The organism is Lachnospiraceae bacterium JLR.KK002 (assembly GCA_036941025.1).
Lineage (GTDB): Bacteria > Bacillota > Clostridia > Lachnospirales > Lachnospiraceae > Petralouisia.
The window spans coordinates 1,860,411-1,877,500 of record JAYMNP010000001.1; the positions used below are offsets into that span (position 1 = coordinate 1,860,411).

The 17,090-nt window shown below is 47.7% G+C and carries 11 protein-coding genes, 1 tRNA gene and 1 rRNA gene (1 of these 13 only partly in view); 4 read left to right on the forward strand and 9 right to left on the reverse strand.

Annotation, left to right across the window (positions count from 1 at the left end):
* Positions 1-4: 4 nt before the first annotated feature.
* The 3 genes from ileS to VSQ32_08985 form a co-directional block, all read right to left on the reverse strand.
* Positions 5-3,169 carry an isoleucine--tRNA ligase gene (gene ileS / locus VSQ32_08975; protein ID MEH2942993.1) on the reverse strand — a complete coding sequence of 1,055 codons (3,165 nt, stop codon included), beginning with the start codon at positions 3,167-3,169 and terminating at the stop codon, positions 5-7.
* 505 nt (positions 3,170-3,674) lie between these two features.
* A complete protein-coding gene (locus VSQ32_08980) occupies positions 3,675-4,052 on the reverse strand; it encodes a DUF4190 domain-containing protein (GenBank protein MEH2942994.1) in 378 nt (125 codons plus the stop codon).
* A gap of 154 nt (positions 4,053-4,206) precedes the next feature.
* Positions 4,207-4,557 (reverse strand): helix-turn-helix transcriptional regulator, encoded by a 351-nt coding sequence (locus VSQ32_08985; protein ID MEH2942995.1) that lies wholly within the window; start codon positions 4,555-4,557, stop codon positions 4,207-4,209.
* A gap of 228 nt (positions 4,558-4,785) precedes the next feature.
* Between VSQ32_08985 and VSQ32_08990 the strand changes: the two genes are divergently transcribed.
* Together VSQ32_08990 and typA are read left to right on the forward strand one after the other, a co-directional pair.
* Entirely contained in the window at positions 4,786-5,733 is a 948-nt protein-coding gene (locus VSQ32_08990; protein ID MEH2942996.1) for an Ig-like domain-containing protein, read from the forward strand.
* Positions 5,734-6,078: 345 nt separating this feature from the next.
* Positions 6,079-7,908 carry a translational GTPase TypA gene (gene typA / locus VSQ32_08995; GenBank protein ID MEH2942997.1) on the forward strand — a complete coding sequence of 610 codons (1,830 nt, stop codon included), beginning with the start codon at positions 6,079-6,081 and terminating at the stop codon, positions 7,906-7,908.
* A gap of 227 nt (positions 7,909-8,135) precedes the next feature.
* Here the strand turns inward: typA and VSQ32_09000 are convergent, their stop codons facing one another.
* Genes VSQ32_09000 through VSQ32_09010 form a run of 3 tightly spaced genes read right to left on the reverse strand, consistent with a single transcriptional unit; the run spans position 8,136 to position 11,434 of the window.
* Positions 8,136-9,287: an ABC transporter permease gene (locus VSQ32_09000; protein MEH2942998.1), complete on the reverse strand. Its 1,152-nt coding sequence runs from the start codon at positions 9,285-9,287 to the stop codon at positions 8,136-8,138.
* Positions 9,274-10,425, reverse strand: coding sequence for an ABC transporter permease (locus VSQ32_09005; protein MEH2942999.1), 1,152 nt, complete (start codon positions 10,423-10,425; stop codon positions 9,274-9,276). Before VSQ32_09005 ends, VSQ32_09000 begins: the two co-directional genes overlap by 14 nt.
* 52 nt (positions 10,426-10,477) lie before the next feature.
* Positions 10,478-11,434, reverse strand: a complete 957-nt coding sequence (locus VSQ32_09010; GenBank protein MEH2943000.1) for an ABC transporter ATP-binding protein — start codon at positions 11,432-11,434, stop codon at positions 10,478-10,480.
* Between the two features lie 562 nt (positions 11,435-11,996).
* On the opposite strand from VSQ32_09010, the gene VSQ32_09015 reads away from it, so the two are divergent.
* Together VSQ32_09015 and VSQ32_09020 are read left to right on the forward strand one after the other, a co-directional pair.
* Positions 11,997-13,100 carry a histidine kinase gene (locus VSQ32_09015; GenBank protein MEH2943001.1) on the forward strand — a complete coding sequence of 368 codons (1,104 nt, stop codon included), beginning with the start codon at positions 11,997-11,999 and terminating at the stop codon, positions 13,098-13,100.
* Positions 13,101-13,137: 37 nt separating this feature from the next.
* Positions 13,138-13,761 (forward strand): response regulator transcription factor, encoded by a 624-nt coding sequence (locus VSQ32_09020; protein MEH2943002.1) that lies wholly within the window; start codon positions 13,138-13,140, stop codon positions 13,759-13,761.
* Positions 13,762-13,772: 11 nt separating this feature from the next.
* On the opposite strand, the gene VSQ32_09025 is transcribed toward VSQ32_09020, so the two are convergent.
* The 3 genes from VSQ32_09025 to VSQ32_09035 form a co-directional block, all read right to left on the reverse strand.
* A complete protein-coding gene (locus VSQ32_09025) occupies positions 13,773-14,318 on the reverse strand; it encodes a ferritin-like domain-containing protein (GenBank protein ID MEH2943003.1) in 546 nt (181 codons plus the stop codon).
* Between the two features lie 197 nt (positions 14,319-14,515).
* Positions 14,516-14,586 (reverse strand) — tRNA-Trp (locus tag VSQ32_09030).
* Between the two features lie 147 nt (positions 14,587-14,733).
* A 23S ribosomal RNA gene (locus VSQ32_09035) occupies positions 14,734-17,090 on the reverse strand; it runs 551 nt beyond the window's last position.

A 17,090-nucleotide genomic window follows, 5' to 3' on the forward strand; every position in this document is an offset into this window, starting at 1 on the left:
AAAGTCACACCTTTTCCACTCCAAGTACCACAGATTCTCCGTTGATATCCCATGTTTCCGAATGGCCTTTTATCTCAGACCCGGTAATATCCACAGCCAGCACCTCGGACTGAATCTGTCCGCCGAACTCTCTGAAAATTTTATCTATGGTTTCTTCTGCCTGGTAGAAAACGTGAATCTTATCCATTACCTCAAACCCTGCCTTTTTGCGCATGGTCTGAATCTTACTGATCAGTTCTCGGACAAAGCCCTCTGCTATCAGCTCCGGCGTCAGGCTGGTGTCCAGTACAACAGTCACCTCATTGTCTCCTTCTGTCACATAGCCTTCCTGCTGAGTCATAGTAATAAGAAGGTCCTCCTCACATAATACAACGTCTGCATTTACGCTGTCAAGGGTAATACTTCCTTTGGATTTCAGTTCCGCCATGGCCTGATTGCCGTTTAATTCCCCCAGAGCCTGCTGAATCTGCTTTAAAAATTTCCCGTACTTTGGTCCTACGGTGCGAAGCTGAGGCTTGAACGTATAATCTGTGAAGCTGCTCACATCCTCCGTAAAGGCCACTTTTTTGATGTTCAGCTCATCTTTTATAATATCCGTAAACAGCTCCGGAAGTTCCTCCGGCGCTTTGACAAACATGGTGCCGATGGGCTGGCGGTTTTTGATGTTTGCAGTATTCCTGCAGGCCCTTCCCATCACCACAATCTTTAATACTGCTTCCATGTTTTTTTCCAGGCCTTCATCCATCAGGCTCCTGTCAGCCTCCGGGAAATCGCAGAGATGCACGCTTTCCGGCGCGGAACTGTCAATACTGCACACCAGATTCCGGTAGATATCCTCTGACATAAAGGGAATCATGGGCGCCGCTGCCCTGCTGACTGTTACCAGCGCCGTATACAGCGTCATGTAAGCGTTGATTTTATCCTGCTCCATGCCTTTTGCCCAGAACCGCTCCCGGCTTCTGCGCACATACCAGTTGCTCATATCGTCCACAAATTCCTGCAGTGCCCGTGCGGCTTCCGGAATCCGGTAATTACCAAGATGGCCGTCCACCTGTTCCACCATGGTATTCAGTCTGGAAAGAAGCCATTTATCCATCACAGATAATTTACCATATTCCAGCCCATATTTTGTGGCGTCAAAATCATCAATATTGGCATACAGTACGAAGAACGCGTAGGTATTCCACAGAGTTCCCATAAATTTGCTCTGTCCTTCCTGCACCACTTTTCCATGGAACCGGTTAGGCAGCCAGGGTGCGGAGTTGATATAGAAATACCAGCGGATAGCATCTGCACCGTAAGTTTCCAGCGCCTCGAAGGGGTCAACGGCGTTTCCTTTGGATTTGCTCATTTTCTGACCGTTTTCATCCTGTACATGGCCCAGAACAATTACATTTTCATAAGGGGCTTTGTTAAACAGCAGAGTAGACTCTGCCAGCAGGGAATAAAACCATCCCCTGGTCTGGTCCACTGCTTCGGAAATAAAATCTGCCGGGAACTGCTGTTCAAATACTTCCTTATTTTCAAATGGATAATGATGCTGGGCAAAGGGCATGGCTCCGGAGTCAAACCAGCAGTCAATCACTTCCGGTACACGATGCATCTCCTTCCCGCATTCGGGGCATTTGATGGTCACTGCGTCAATATAAGGGCGGTGCAGCTCTATTTCTTCCGGACAGTTTTCTGACATCTCTTTTAATTCCGCAATGCTTCCGATGGAATGCATATGGCCGCATTCACATTCCCAGATGTTCAGAGGAGTTCCCCAGTAACGGTTTCTGGAAATTCCCCAGTCCTGTACATTTTCCAGCCAGTCTCCGAACCGGCCTTTGCCGATATTTTCCGGAATCCAGTTGATGGTATTGTTATTGCGGATTAAATCCTCTTTCACTTCGGTCATTTTAATAAACCAGGATTCTCTTGCATAGTAAATCAGCGGCGTATCACAGCGCCAGCAGTGAGGATACTCATGCTCAAACTTCGGTGCGTCAAATAACAGTTTCCGGTCTTCCAGATCCTGTAAAATCATGGGGTCCGCTTTTTTACAGAAAGTACCTGCAAAGGGCGCTCCCTCTGTCAGTTCTCCCTTTCCATTGACAAACTGTACAAAAGGCAGGTCATATTTTCTCCCCACTTTGGAGTCATCCTCACCGAACGCCGGGGCAATATGCACGATTCCCGTACCGTCTGTCATGGTAACGTAACTGTCGCAGGTTACAAAATGAGCCTTCTTATGCTGCTTTTCGGCTGCTTCTTTCGCTCCTTCATACAGGGGCTCATATTCCCGGTATTCCAAATCGGTTCCCTTATAAGTTTCCAGCACTTCGTATGGTTTTGCTCCGGATTCCTGCTGTTCTTTATCCAGCAGCGTTCCCATCACTTTATCCAGCAGAGCCTGCGCCATATAATAAATAATTCCGTCTGCCGCCTTTACTTTACAGTAGGTTTCCTCCGGATTTACACAGAGGGCCAGATTGGAAGGCAAAGTCCAGGGAGTTGTGGTCCATGCCAGGAAATAAGCGTCTTCGTCTTTTACTTTAAATCTTACAATAGCGGAACGTTCTTTTACGGTTTTATACCCCTGAGCCACTTCCTGAGCAGACAGAGGGGTTCCGCACCGGGGACAATAAGGCACAATCTTAAAACCTTTGTAGAGTAATTTCCGGTTCCAGATTTCTTTTAGGGCCCACCATTCCGATTCAATGAAATCATTGTGATAGGTCACATAAGGGGCGTCCATATCGGCCCAGAATCCCACGGTACCGGAGAAATCTTCCCACATGCCTTTGTATTTCCAGACACTTTCCTTGCATTTATCTATAAAAGGCTCCAGCCCATAGGCTTCAATCTGGTCTTTTCCGTCCAGTCCCAGCAGTTTTTCCACCTCCAGCTCCACCGGAAGGCCATGGGTATCCCATCCTGCTTTCCGGGGAACCATCTTCCCTTTCATGGTCTGATACCTGGGAATCATATCCTTGATGACGCGGGTCAGCACATGGCCGATATGAGGTTTTCCGTTGGCCGTGGGCGGCCCGTCATAAAAGGTATAGGTCTCTCCGTCCTTTCTGTTTTCCATACTTTTTCGGAAAATATCATGGTCTTTCCAGAATTTTTCCGTCTGTTTTTCTCTTTCCACAAAGCTCAGATTTTTTTCTACTTTGCTGTACATGAGTCAGTTCTCCTTTCGATAAAAAAGAATGCATCCTGTGCATTCTCCGCGCGCGAGCGGATTGCGCAGCAATAGATTTCCTCTCCGCGCGCTGCGCATATCAGACTTTTTTTATCCACAGGAAACAGTCCTGTAAAGACTGCTTTCCTGTGGATAAAAAAGACCCCGCCCTGTAAAAGGACGAGGCCATAGCATCGTTTACCACCTGTTACACCGTACTTTGGCTCAAAAACAGAATTTCAGCCAGCATACGCGATTCCCGTAACGGAGGAATATCCCGTCTTTCCCTACTGTTCCCTTATCAGTTCTCATCTGACACGGGAAGTTCAGCAAAGCGACTGAAAGTGATATTCAGACAGCCTCTACTGATACCGGCTCACACCCGCCCGGCTCGCTGTGACGTTGGAATGCTGTCCTACTGTCTTCGTCATGGTCTTTGAATATCTCATTTTCTGAAACTGCTACATATTATACAGGCTGCCCGTTTTACTGTCAATACCAAAAATTACAGTCCCTGCAGTTCCTGTATCTGCTGCATATATTCCTGCATAAACTCCTGATAAAATCCGGTGCTTTCAAGATAATTGCCCCATACGGTCAGCGCAATAAACAGAATCAGCCCGATGGAAGAACATACAATTCCTGCAATTGCCATCCCTTTGGCCGTACCTTTCTGAATCTGCAGAATACCAAGTACAATAGATACCACTGCCAGCGGAATACAGGTGCACCACATACAGCAGGTAATCAAAGCCAGAATACCGCAGACCATGGAAGCAATTCCGAATCCGGAACCGGGCGGTTTATAATCCGGCGCCTGATAATTCTGCTGGGGCTGATTTCCCTGAAAACCGTTATCAAATGTGTTATTCTCGTCACTCATGCCAAATCCTCCTCTATCTATATCTGAGTGCAGTTTTCCTCTCTTCGGAAAACCTGATTATCATACAGGAAATTCTTCCGGACTTCCTGTATGATAAAAAGCTATTGTCACAGATTTCATTATAACAGACCTGATTTTACAATACAAGAAAAATTTATATTCGGTCTCCGACTCTTTTTGCGGCCTTCATTCTGGCGATTACCATCAGCTCCTCCTGGTCCTCTTTTCCCATAATATTATAATATTCCAGCAACTGTGCTTCCTTCCGGGAATAATTTGCGGAAACGCAATTTTCCTGCACAGAATTTTCCCCGGTCATCAGGTATTCCATGGTGACATTAAAATATTGCGCAAACTTGTAAAGGGTATCGCTGGTCGGCATCTGAGTGCCTTTTAAAATCCGGCTGATGGTAGATGTATTAACAGCAACTGCCTGCGCAAGCTCCACCGCTTTTATATTTTTTCTTTCCATTAAACAGGACAATCTTTCTGTTATTGATTCCATAATATACTCCAGATTTCACAAAAATATATGCGTAAACGCAATTATATGTTGACAAATTGCGCACGCGCAATTATAATATTTTTATAAAGTTCAGGATGCCAAATGGGTGCACCACACCTGCTTTGTACTACATATTGGTGGATTAATTCATTTACAACAGCAATATATGGTATGAGCGCAGCACCCGAATCTGAAACGACAAATTCTCAGGAAAGGAAGTGTCATCATATGAAGCAACACAGACCCTTCTGGCGAATTCTGTTCTTCTGCTTTGCACTTGTTCTGGCGGTACCAGTTATTTCCATGCTGCAGACTCCTCTGCAGGCAGAGGCTGCCGCTCCAAAGCTCAGCAAAAAGAAGGCGACGGTAAAGGAAGGAAAAACCCTCACTCTCACTGTGAAAAATCCCACACAAAAAGTAACCTGGAAATCCAGCAATTCCAAAGTAGTTAAAATCACGAAAAAAACCGGCTCCAATAAATCCAAAGCCACATTAAAAGGGCTCAAAAAAGGCACAGCCACCATTACTGCCAAAGTAGGCAAAAAGAAGCTGACTGCTAAAATCACAGTAAAGCATGTACATAAATGGAGAGGTTACGCCACATGTACGGAACCGGACCTGTGTACAACCTGCGGCGCAGGCCGGGGCGTAGCACTGGGCCACAGCTGGTCTCCTGCCACCTGTCAGCGGCCCGCCACCTGTCAGCGATGCGGCGCCACCGAAGGCGGACTGGGCGCCCATGTATGGGATCAGAATGAAATCTGTACGGTATGCAATACGCTGAACATATCCAGAATTCTGAATATGCGTATTACAAATGTGGGCAGTTTTACAGATAATGCCAAGGTAATGATTCAGAACCGCGGAAACCAGCAGTATATGTTATCCAGCGCAGGCTCCACTTACCCGGTTCCCGCTACCCTGACCACCGGCGGAAAAATTTATAAAACCTACCTGTGGAATAACAACGCAGGCAGTTTCGTTCCCGTTGCCATGGGAAGCGTTGATACCACCCTCTGGTTCGCTATTGAATCCTTTAACCCGGACGACTTCTTTACCATTACCTTTGACTCGTCCATTGTGTTTGATATTTCATATTTCAATCAGAACCTTCACCGGTTCGAGACTTACAAAGCCACGGTCACGCCCTCTGGCTGCAGTTTTACAAAATACTGATATTCCCGTACCGTTAAAAGACCTTATCAGATATTTCAACTCCTCTGCTTTTTCAAAGGCAGAGGAGTTTTATCTGCCTTATCTGCCATAACTTAACATCGCTCCATTCACCATCCCCGGCCTGTCAGAACCCTGAGAATTTCACCTCATATTATTGCCATCGCTTTTTTATTATACCCATTTTACCCTGTTTTCTCAATCTGTTTTTCCAACACAGTTGCGGAAATGTATTTTCCTGGATTTTAAATGGATTTTTCCTTGCCAAATACGAATTATGTGGTAAAATAGCGAGAGACATTTTATGCGCCGGCAGGTGCACAGACAATAAGAAAGAAGGATTATTTTATGAAGACAACACGAGAGGACATCCGTAACATTGCCATTATTGCCCATGTAGACCATGGCAAAACCACCCTGGTGGATGAACTGCTCAAACAAAGCGGCGTATTCCGGGCCAACCAGGAGGTACAGGAGCGGGTTATGGATTCCAATGATATTGAACGAGAACGGGGCATCACCATCCTCTCCAAAAATACCGCTGTTTTTTATAAGAACACCAAAATCAACATTATTGACACCCCAGGCCATGCGGATTTCGGCGGCGAAGTGGAACGTGTGCTGAAAATGGTCAACGGAGTGGTTCTTGTGGTAGATGCCTTTGAAGGAGCCATGCCTCAGACCAAATTCGTGCTGATGAAGGCTCTGGCTCTGGACCTTCCGGTCATTGTATGTATCAATAAAATTGACCGGCCCGAAGCAAGGCCCGACGATGTGATTGACGAAGTACTGGAATTATTTATGGATCTGGATGCTTCCGACGAACAGCTTGACTGTCCTTTTATCTATGCTTCTGCCAGAGACGGCTATGCGGTGAAAGATTTAAATGATGAAAAAAAGGACATGACTGCCTTATTTGAGACCATTCTGGAATATATCCCGGCGCCGGAAGGAGACCCAAAAGCCAGTACCCAGGTATTAATCAGCACCATTGACTACAACGAATACGTGGGGCGTATCGGCGTGGGAAAAGTAGATAACGGCTGTCTGAAAATCAATCAGGACGCTGTGGTTGTCAACCACCACGAACCGGACAAGCTGCAAAAGGTGCGTATCAGCAAACTCTATGAATTTGACGGATTAAATAAAGTGGACGTTACGGAAGCAAACATCGGCTCCATCGTGGCCATTTCCGGCATTGCGGACATCCACATCGGCGATACCATCTGCGCCCCGGAGAATCCCTGCGCCATTGATTTCCAGAAGATTTCCGAGCCTACCATTTCCATGAATTTCATTGTAAATGACAGCCCTCTGGCTGGCCAGGAAGGGAAATTTGTCACTTCCCGCCATATCAGGGACCGTCTGTTCCGGGAACTGAATACGGATGTTTCTCTGCGGGTGGAAGAAACAGACAGTCCGGACAGCCTGAAAGTTTCCGGCAGGGGTGAACTGCATTTATCCGTGCTCATTGAAAACATGCGCCGGGAAGGCTATGAATTTGCAGTAAGTAAAGCAGAAGTTTTATACCACAAAGATGAAAACGGAAAGAAACTGGAGCCCATGGAACTGGCCTATGTGGACGTACCCGATGAATTTACCGGAGCAGTCATTGAGAAATTAAGCCAGCGAAAAGGGGAGCTTCAGAATATGGGGCCCATCAGCGGCGGTTATACAAGACTGGAATTCAACATCCCCTCCCGCGGCCTGATTGGCTACCGCAGCGAATTTCTCACAGACACCAGAGGAAATGGTATCATCAACACCATTTTCAACGGATATGAGCCATACAGAGGCGATATCGCTTACCGGAAGCAGGGCTCTCTCATCGCTTTTGAGTCCGGAGAATCCGTAACCTACGGCCTGTTCAGCGCGCAGGACCGGGGAACCCTCTTTATCGGCCCCGGAGAAAAAGTCTATGCAGGCATGGTAATCGGCCAGAGCGCCAAACCGGAAGATATTGAGCTGAATGTCTGCAAAAAGAAACACCTGACCAACACCCGCTCCTCCAGTGCGGACGAGGCCCTGACTCTGACGCCTCCCAGAATCTTAAGTCTGGAACAGGCCCTGGAATTTATCGAAACCGACGAGCTTCTGGAAGTCACACCGGAAAGCCTGCGCATCCGCAAACGGATTCTGGACCCCACCCTGCGGAAACGGGCCGGTTTCCGGAAATAGCCGGACACAAGAAAGAATCCTGCTTTGCAGGATTCTCCGCCTGCGGCGGGTCGCTTTGCGACAGATTTCATACCCGCCGCAGTGCGATAAGAGCTTTTTTATTCTATAGGAAAGATACTTTCACACGTTAGCGTGACAAAGTCTTTCCTATAGAATAAAATGAGGCTGTCGGTTTCCCGGCAGCCCCTTTCTGCTTTTTAGCTGTTCAAATCCGGCATCTGTCTGCTCTACCTGCTTCTGAGCTTCATCCGATGAACCAGAAGCCCCGCGGAAAAAAAGACAAACGCAAACATCAATACCATCAGATATGAACGGTACACCAATCCTGCTCCGGTAAAATCTTCCACACTCAGAATATCTTCATTTGCTTTCACATACCAGTAGGAAGGGGTAAATCTGGCGATTTGTCTTGCCCGTTCTCCCATCATATCCAGGGACACGAACACGCCTCCCAGAAAACTGAATCCCAGACCGAAAATATTACTCAACACGTTTAATGCAGCCGTATTCCTGGCAAACTGCACTGCAAACCAGGCCACACTCAATGCGCAAATCCCAAACACCAGCGCGTTGACAGCGCTTAAAAATCCCTGCAATGTGAAAATATAATCTCCCGTATTCAGACAGGCCATTCCCATAAAGATGACATACACCAGCCCCATATAGACCATACATCCCAGAAAAATCTGCATATTCTGTTTCAGAAAAGAAATGGAAGAACATTTGTTTCTGGCTTCCAAATCTTTATTTTTAAAGGATTTCATGACATTTCCCACGCCCAGAATCATCATAATCAGAAATACATAGGGAATATACTGGAAAAAGTAAAATCCGCCGGGAATTGTACTGGTTCCATCCTCCTCCAGAAATTCCACCTGGGCTTTCTTTTCCAAATCCCGGATGCTTAAGGAAGCTGCCTGCTGTACGTCGCTGCCCGCCTTCAGATACATGGAAACGGTTTTCAGGTAGCTTTCGATGTCCTGTTCAATCAGGTAAGCGCTGCTGCTGCCGGGCACCATAAATCCCTCCAGCAGTTCTTCCGTATCTCCATTCTGAAACTTCTCTGTAAAATCTTCCGGAATTGTCAGAACATAGTCCAGTTCCCGATAGTACATGGCGTCCTGCAAATCTTCTTTCTGTTCCGGAATATCCGTAAGCCGGTGTCTGGCTTCCAGATATGTTTCCAGCGCTTTTCCGAGGCTTCCTCCATCCCGGTTCTCCAATGCCACATCCAGAGAAACTCCTGTAAATTCTGTCTGGCTTTTTTCCTGCAGCACATTGCTGATAATCAGAGTCAGGGCCAGATAAATGGCAATATACATGAAAAGCGACGTTTTATTTTTGTATAAAATCCGAAAAAATGCTTTAAATACCTGCATATCGTTCCCTCCCTGCCAACATGAAAGATCCTGCGGCCAGAACCAGAATCATCACCGCCATGGTTCCCACAGATTCCAGATACCGCCCATAAGTGTCATAAATATTCAGGCTGTTAAAAGCACCTGCAATGAGAGAAGCCGGATTGATACGGGCAAAAAACGGAACATACCGTTCTATTACCCTCTGGATTCCGTCTGTCATCAGCCCGCTGAAAAAACTGGATACCATCATAATCAGAATACACAGGGCTTCTTTCATGCTGTACTGCATTCTGCCTGCCACCCCGATAAAAAACCCAATAAAAATACCCAGTACGCTTCCCACAAATTCTGTCAGCAGCAAAAATCCCCATTGTTCTCCCAGAGGAACCTTTAATACAAACATCAGATATCCCATGGAAAAGGTAATATACACAAACTGAACGGTTATTTTTGCCGCCAGATCCGGCCAGAGCATCCGAAATCTGCTGCAGCCTGCCACCATCCGTCTGGCCGCCAGCACGCTTAAATTCGCCTTAAATTCCACTGCACAGACAAGTCCCGTAGTCGCCCCCATCAGGCAGTTCATGGCAAGAAGGGAATAAAAATAATCCAGAACGCTGTTAGCGGACGCCTTTCCCACATTTCCTTCTTTCAGATACCGGCAGTCTTCTTTCAGCAGCGCCGCCGCTTCCTGAATTCCGGCAGGGTATTCCCTCCCAATGGCAGTCAGTGTGGCGCAGGTACGCTCATACTGCTCCAGAATGGAGCTTAAAATAGTCTGATTCATCCCTTCTTCCGTCACTATCAGAGAAATTCCTCTGTCCTCCTGTCCGGCTTCTCCCCTGTTAAGAAAAATACCTTCCACCTTTTCATCCCGTAAAAGCTGCTCTGCCTTTTTCTTATCCGTTTTCTGTACCTGTATCAGTTCATTGTCTGTTTCCAGCACCTTCAGAAGCTCTGAAAAATTCTCATCTGCCCCTTCTTCCTCCACGCAGGCTACCGGAATCTGATGGAACAGTACCTCTTTTTCCGTATAATTTCCAAAAGCCAGCTGAAACAGACTTCCCAGCATAACAGGAAATATCAGGTTCCAGAATATGGTCAGCCGGTCCCGTGACGACCGAAGCAGACTGTACTTGTATAATCTGAAAAACATTTGCTTTCTCCTTTCCAATATGGACTCTCACGGACAATTGCCTGACGAACCCTCAGGCTGTCTCCGCAGCGTCCCGCAGCTCTTTTCCGGTAATCTCCAGAAATACATCGTTCAGGGTAGGCAGTTCCGAATACACTCTGCCGAATCCAATGTTCCGGCTGCCGAAATAATCCAGAATATGCACCAGGTTATGCTTTCCGCCGCTGCAGCGGATTTCCAGCATTCCATCCTGATATTCCACCTGATACACATGGCGCAGCTCTTTGATTTCCTCAATCTGAAACGGCTGCAATTCCAGCACCTCCATGTGAATCTTTTCTCCCATCCGAATCATGGATTTCAGCTCGTCTCTGGTTCCCGTGGCCACACATCTGCCTTTGTCCAGGATGGCAATCCGGCTGCAGATCTGTTCCACCTCTTCCATATAATGGGAGGTATAAATAATCGTGGCTCCCTCCCGGTTCAGCTTCTGAATCCCTTCCAGAATCCGGTTCCGGCTCTGAGGGTCCACAGCCACCGTAGGCTCATCCATAATAATCAATCTGGGTTTATGGGCAATTCCGCAGGCGATATTCAGTCTCCTGAGCAGTCCCCCTGACAGCTTTTTCGGGTAAAATTTACGAAAATCCTCCAGACCGGAAAAGATAATGGCTTCTTCCACATACTGTTTTCTGGTCTTCTTATCCTGTATGTACAGGCCGCAGAAATAGTCAATATTTTCCTGCACGGTCAGTTCCTCAAACACTGCCACATTCTGCAGCACCACCCCAATCTGTTTCTTAATCTCATAGCTGTCCGGCTGAATTTCCTGTCCAAAAACCTTTACGCTGCCCTTGTCAAAATACAAAAGAGCCAGAATACAGTTAATGGCCGTGGTTTTCCCGGAACCATTGGGGCCCAGCAGGCCGAAAATCTCACCTTCCTCCACCGCAAGATTCAAATGGTCCAGGGCAATCAGCTCCCGATACCGTTTTACCAGATTTTCTATTTCCACCACTTTTTTTCCCATCGGCATTTCCTCCATATTATTCTGTCTGATTTCATATGAAATCTCCTTTTTACGATTTTCATTCTGATTTACGTGAAATCTCCCTTTCACATTTTTCATTTTAGCAGACTTTCCCGTCATACAGTAGTGTCTCCTGTCACCTTCTTCCATTACAAATGTCACATTTTTCCCCGGCCCCTGTAAAATTCAATCCGAATGTAGTATAATCAGAAAAACACTGTAAATTCCTGGTCTGGCATAAGCCAGACCAGGTAATTGCGAAACTCATATAATTATACCAATTTCATGTGCAATTTGAAAAATTCGAATGTAAATATTTTCTCATACAAAAGGTGAGAAATGCATTTCAGCACCATGGAAGCGAGACTTAAAAGAGAATGGAAGCCTTTGCTGACATGCTCTTTCGTAGTCAAAGGCTCGCTGGAATGTTCGGTGCGTCCGGCATTTCGGCTTTTTGTATGATGAAAATATTTCATGGAAAGTATAGGAATTGTACATGAAATTTTGATAATTTAATAGTTTCGCAATTGCCTGCTATGCCAGGCTGCTGAAAGGAACTATTATGACCACACTTTCTGATAAACTGATTCTTCTGACCGGCTGCACTCTGCTTCTCAGGTTCCAGTGGCCCCTGGAACGCCTGTCATCCATACTGGCGCTGCTGACTGCCATAAGTTTTATCTGCCTCTGCAGTTTCTGCAATTTGGACTGCCTGTCCCTCTCACAGCTCCCGGCACATTTCCGCGTTCTGCTGGTGCTGCTTTGGATGGTTCTGGGAAGCCTCAGTCTGATATATCCCGCTTTTGGCTGTTTCCTGCCGCTCCTTTTTTACGAACTGGCAGTATCCCTGAACCGTATACCAGTAATTTTTACCGCCGGGCTGCTTCCTTTTCTCTCTTTCCGGAAGGAACCTGCCATACTTCCCTGGGCAACCCTCCTTCTGTTTCTGATTGCATGGTTCATGGCCCGCAAAACTGCCAGACTTCTGGAACTGGAGCGGGAATTCCGCCTGCTGCGGGATTCTTCTACGGAATACCATCTGCTGCTCCGGCAGAAGAACCGGGACCTGATTGAAAAGCAGAATCATGAAATACACATTGCCACTTTAAAGGAACGCAATCGGATTGCCAGAGAAATTCATGATAATGTGGGACATATGCTTTCCCGCTCCATTCTTCAGTCCGGCGCTCTGTCTGCCATCAATCATCAGGAAAATCTGAAGGAGCCGCTGAAAGAACTGGGCAATACCCTGTCACTGACCATGACCTCTGTGCGGGAAAGCGTCCATGACCTCCACGACGATTCCATTGACCTGGAAGCCTCTGTCTCCGGACTGATTTCCGATTTCCCTGATTATCAGATCAGCCTGAACTATGATATGGGCCCCTACATTCCCGCTCCGGTAAAATACTGCTTTATTTCGGTTATCAAAGAGGCATTGTCCAATACTGCCCGGCACAGCAACGGCAGGGAAATTTCCATTGTACTGCGGGAACATCCAAGCCTGTACCAGCTTATGATAAAGGATAACGGCACCAATGCCAGAACTGGCAGTTCCGGTATTGGTATCTCAAATATGCAGGAGCGGGTAAACACTCTGAACGGAAATATATCCATTTCCACTGAAAACGGATTTCGGATTTTTGTTTCTCTGCCCCGCGGATAGTAACATAATTGAAAGTATAGAAAGAAAGGGATTTCGCATGAATATTATCATTGTAGATGACGACCCGTTTGTTTCTCTGTCCCTGAAAACCATTCTGGAAGCCTCCGGAGAAATTCAGGTACTGGAAATTGGAAATAATGGCCGGGAGGCGGTAACCCTCTACGAAAAATACCATCCGCAGGTATTGCTTATGGATATCCGCATGGATGAAATGACCGGCCTTGAAGCCGCAGAAGTGATTCTGAAACGTGATCCGGAGGCAAAAATTTTGTTTCTGACCACGTTTCTGGATGATGAATATATCGTCCGGTCATTAAAACTGGGTGCAAAGGGATATATCCTGAAACAGGATTTTGAAAGCCTTCTGCCCTCTCTGAAAGCAGTGGTAAAAGGCCAGAACGTGTTCGGAAATGAAATCGTAACCCGTCTTCCTGATTTCATTTCCGGATTGGAATCTGCTCCTTATAATTACGCTGCAAAAGGAATTACCGACAAAGAACTGGAAATTATTGAGCTGGTGGCTCAGGGCTGCAGCAACCGGGAAATTGCCGGACAGCTCTGCCTGAGTGAGGGAACCGTGCGGAATTATCTGAGCTCCATTCTGGAGAAGCTGGGCCTGCGGGACCGGACCCAGCTTGCAGTTTTCTATTACAAAAACTGACAGAAAACCATTTATTCTTTCAGCAAATTCTGTAAAATCATAATATGGTATTCTTCATCTTTGATGATACGCTCCAGAACTCTGTTGACACAATCGTCATTGATGACCTTTATATGCATTCTGTACTGATTAATGGCTGACTTTTCCGCTTCAATATCAGCCAGAAGCATTTTCCTGCCGTTTTCCGGTATGTTCAGATATCCCGGCGTCCACATAACATTCCTGCCATTGGGCTGCCGGGCAACAAAATCCACAGTTCCCCCCAGAAGAAAAATCAGTTCGCCCAGTTTCTGCAAATGCATCATTTCTGCCATGGCAATTCCAAGAACGGTTCTGGCCAGAGGGCAGTTTCCGCAGGATAACCGATTTTCATTGTTGATATACTGGGTAATCGCCGACATTTCAGATGTGGCTCCACAGTAATCAACACTCAGCAGATTTGCATAAATCTGATTCTGCGCCCTGACCTGAATCTCCGGCCAGGGTAAATCCATCATAATCGGCCTGATACCTGCGAAATCACAGGTATTTTTTATCACATTTTTCCTTTCCTCCATAACAATACCTTTACACTCCTGTCTTTATATGAATAGTATATTACTGAAAAGAAATAATGTGATAAATCCTGAAATATTCAGGCAGAAACAGGAAAGCTATACGATTTAACACTTCACAGTAACACAGTCCTTCCTATAGAATAAAAAAATAAGTCTGCTGTCAGTCATATTCTATTAACTGACACAGACTTCTAAAGCAGGGGAAGAGGGATTCGAACCCCCGTGAACGGTTTTGGAGACCGCGATACTGCCGCTGTATGATTCCCCTGTATCTATATAATATTCCACGTAACAATTATTATACGTGGAACATCCTGCTTTTGTCAATATATTTTCTGTACCCTGAAAAACCCATACAGCCTACAGCCCTTACATCTCTTCTTCCCGTCTTACATCTTCTTCCTTCTTTCTTCCTCTGGTCAAGCCCTCGACCGATTAGTAGCAGTCAGCTCCATCCATTGCTGCACTTCCACTCCTGCCCTATCTACCTCGTACTCTCCAAGGGGTCTTACTTCTTTCGAATGGGACATCTCATCTTGAGGGGGGCTTCACGCTTAGATGCCTTCAGCGTTTATCCCGTCCGGACTTGGCTACCCTGCCATGGCACTGGCGTGCCAACAGATGCACCAGTGGTCCGTCCATCCCGGTCCTCTCGTACTGGGGACAGCTCCTCTCAGATCTCCTTCGCCCGCGCCGGATAGGGACCGAACTGTCTCACGACGTTCTGAACCCAGCTCGCGTACCGCTTTAATGGGCGAACAGCCCAACCCTTGGGACCTGCTGCAGCCCCAGGATGCGATGAGCCGACATCGAGGTGCCAAACCACTCCGTCGATGTGAACTCTTGGGAGTGATAAGCCTGTTATCCCCAGGGTAGCTTTTATCCGTTGAGCGATGGCAATCCCACGTTCTGCCACCGGATCACTAAGTCCTACTTTCGTACCTGCCCCACCCGTCGGTGTCGCAGTCAGGCTCCCTTCTGCCTTTGCACTCTCCAGATGGTTTCCGTCCATCCTGAGGGAACCTTTGAGCGCCTCCGATACCCTTTCGGAGGCGACCGCCCCAGTCAAACTCCCCGCCTGGCATTGTCCCACCGCCGGCTTACGGCGGCTGGTTAGAAACCCGGTACTGCAGGGGTGGTATCCCAACAGCGGCTCCGCATGGGCTGGCGCCCTTGCTTCTTAGCCTCCCACCTATCCTGTACATGCAGCACCAGATCCCAGTACCAGACTGGAGTAAAGCTCCATGGGGTCTTTCCGTCCTGGCGCGGGTAGCCAGCATCTTCACTGGCATTTCAATTTCACCGGGTGCATTGTCGAGACAGTGCTCAGATCATTACGCCTTTCGTGCGGGTCGGAACTTACCCGACAAGGAATTTCGCTACCTTAGGACCGTTATAGTTACGGCCGCCGTTTACCGGGGCTTGGATTCAGAGCTTCGCACCGCGATACCCTGAAGGGCACCGCAAATACTAACCCCTCCTCTTAACCTTCCGGCACCGGGCAGGCGTCAGCCCATATACTTCACCTTCCGGTTTTGCATAGACCTGTGTTTTTGCTAAACAGTTGCCTGAGCCTTTTCTCTGCGGCCTGCTTCCGCAGGCACCCCTTCTCCCGAAGTTACGGGGCCATTTTGCCGAGTTCCTTGACAATGCTTCTCCCGTCGGCCTTGGGATTCTCTCCCCATCCACCTGTGTCGGTTTACGGTACGGGTACAGGATAAACAATAGCGGCTTTTCCCGGTACGCGCTCCACATGCTTCGCTACTTTCTTTCGCTCCGCATCACAGCTTCGGCTTAACGGGGGGATTTGCCTCCCCGCCACCTCTTCTGCTTGCACCGGGCTTTCCGTTCCCGGCTCATGCTTCCCGCATACGTCCCCACAGTTCTGTTATCCCGCAGTACAGGAATATCAACCTGTTGTCCATCGGCTACGCCTTTCGGCCTCGCCTTAGGTCCCGACTTCCCCAGGGCAGATCAGCTTTACCCTGGAATCCTTGGATATTCGGCCGGAAGGATTCCCACCTTCCTCTCGCTACTCATTCCGGCATTCTCTCTTCCCGCCTCTCCACAGCTCCTTCCGGTACTGCTTCTTCGTGGCGGCAATGCTCCTCTACCGATGTATTACTACATCCCGCGGCTTCGGCGGCGTGTTTCAGCCCCGGACATTTTCGGCGCAGGACCTCTCGACCAGTGAGCTGTTACGCACTCTTTGAATGCATGGCTGCTTCTGAGCCAACATCCTGGTTGTCTTTGAAATCCCACATCCTTTCCCACTTAACACGCACTTGGGGGCCTTAGCCGGCGGTCCGGGCTCTTTCCCTTTTGACTGTCCAACTTATCTCGTACAGTCTGACTCCCATGAACCATCTTTACGGCATTCGGAGTTTGATATTCTTCGGTAAGCTTTGACGCCCCCTAGGAAATTCAGTGCTCTACCTCCGCAAGACTCTCATGAGGCTAGCCCTAAAGCTATTTCGAGGAGAACCAGCTATCTCCGGGTTCGATTGGAATTTCTCCCCTATCCACACCTCATCGCCACCCTTTTCAACGGATGTGCGTTCGGCCCTCCACTCCCTCTTACAGAAGCTTCAGCCTGGACATGGATAGATCACCCGGTTTCGGGTCTGCGCTGTCTGACTGTGGCCCTTTTAAGACCCGGTTTCCCTGCGGCTCCGCACCTTCAGTGCTTAACCTCGCCGGACAGCGCAACTCGCCGGACCGTTCTACAAAAAGTACGCGGTTCCGCTTCCGCGGTCCCACAGCTTGTAAACA

What these genes read in the sequence shown, in the direction of transcription:
- VSQ32_09010 (MEH2943000.1), bottom strand. Translation starts at nt 11,434, where the DNA reads ATGGGAAAAAAAGTGGTGGAAATAGAAAATCTGGTAAAACGGTATCGG.
- VSQ32_08980 (MEH2942994.1), bottom strand. Translation starts at nt 4,052, where the DNA reads ATGAGTGACGAGAATAACACATTTGATAACGGTTTTCAGGGAAATCAG.
- VSQ32_09025 (MEH2943003.1), bottom strand. Translation starts at nt 14,318, where the DNA reads ATGGAGGAAAGGAAAAATGTGATAAAAAATACCTGTGATTTCGCAGGT.
- VSQ32_09000 (MEH2942998.1), bottom strand. Translation starts at nt 9,287, where the DNA reads ATGCAGGTATTTAAAGCATTTTTTCGGATTTTATACAAAAATAAAACG.
- VSQ32_08985 (MEH2942995.1), bottom strand. Translation starts at nt 4,557, where the DNA reads ATGGAATCAATAACAGAAAGATTGTCCTGTTTAATGGAAAGAAAAAAT.
- ileS (MEH2942993.1), bottom strand. Translation starts at nt 3,169, where the DNA reads ATGTACAGCAAAGTAGAAAAAAATCTGAGCTTTGTGGAAAGAGAAAAA.
- typA (MEH2942997.1), top strand. Translation starts at nt 6,079, where the DNA reads ATGAAGACAACACGAGAGGACATCCGTAACATTGCCATTATTGCCCAT.
- VSQ32_08990 (MEH2942996.1), top strand. Translation starts at nt 4,786, where the DNA reads ATGAAGCAACACAGACCCTTCTGGCGAATTCTGTTCTTCTGCTTTGCA.
- VSQ32_09015 (MEH2943001.1), top strand. Translation starts at nt 11,997, where the DNA reads ATGACCACACTTTCTGATAAACTGATTCTTCTGACCGGCTGCACTCTG.
- VSQ32_09020 (MEH2943002.1), top strand. Translation starts at nt 13,138, where the DNA reads ATGAATATTATCATTGTAGATGACGACCCGTTTGTTTCTCTGTCCCTG.
- VSQ32_09005 (MEH2942999.1), bottom strand. Translation starts at nt 10,425, where the DNA reads ATGTTTTTCAGATTATACAAGTACAGTCTGCTTCGGTCGTCACGGGAC.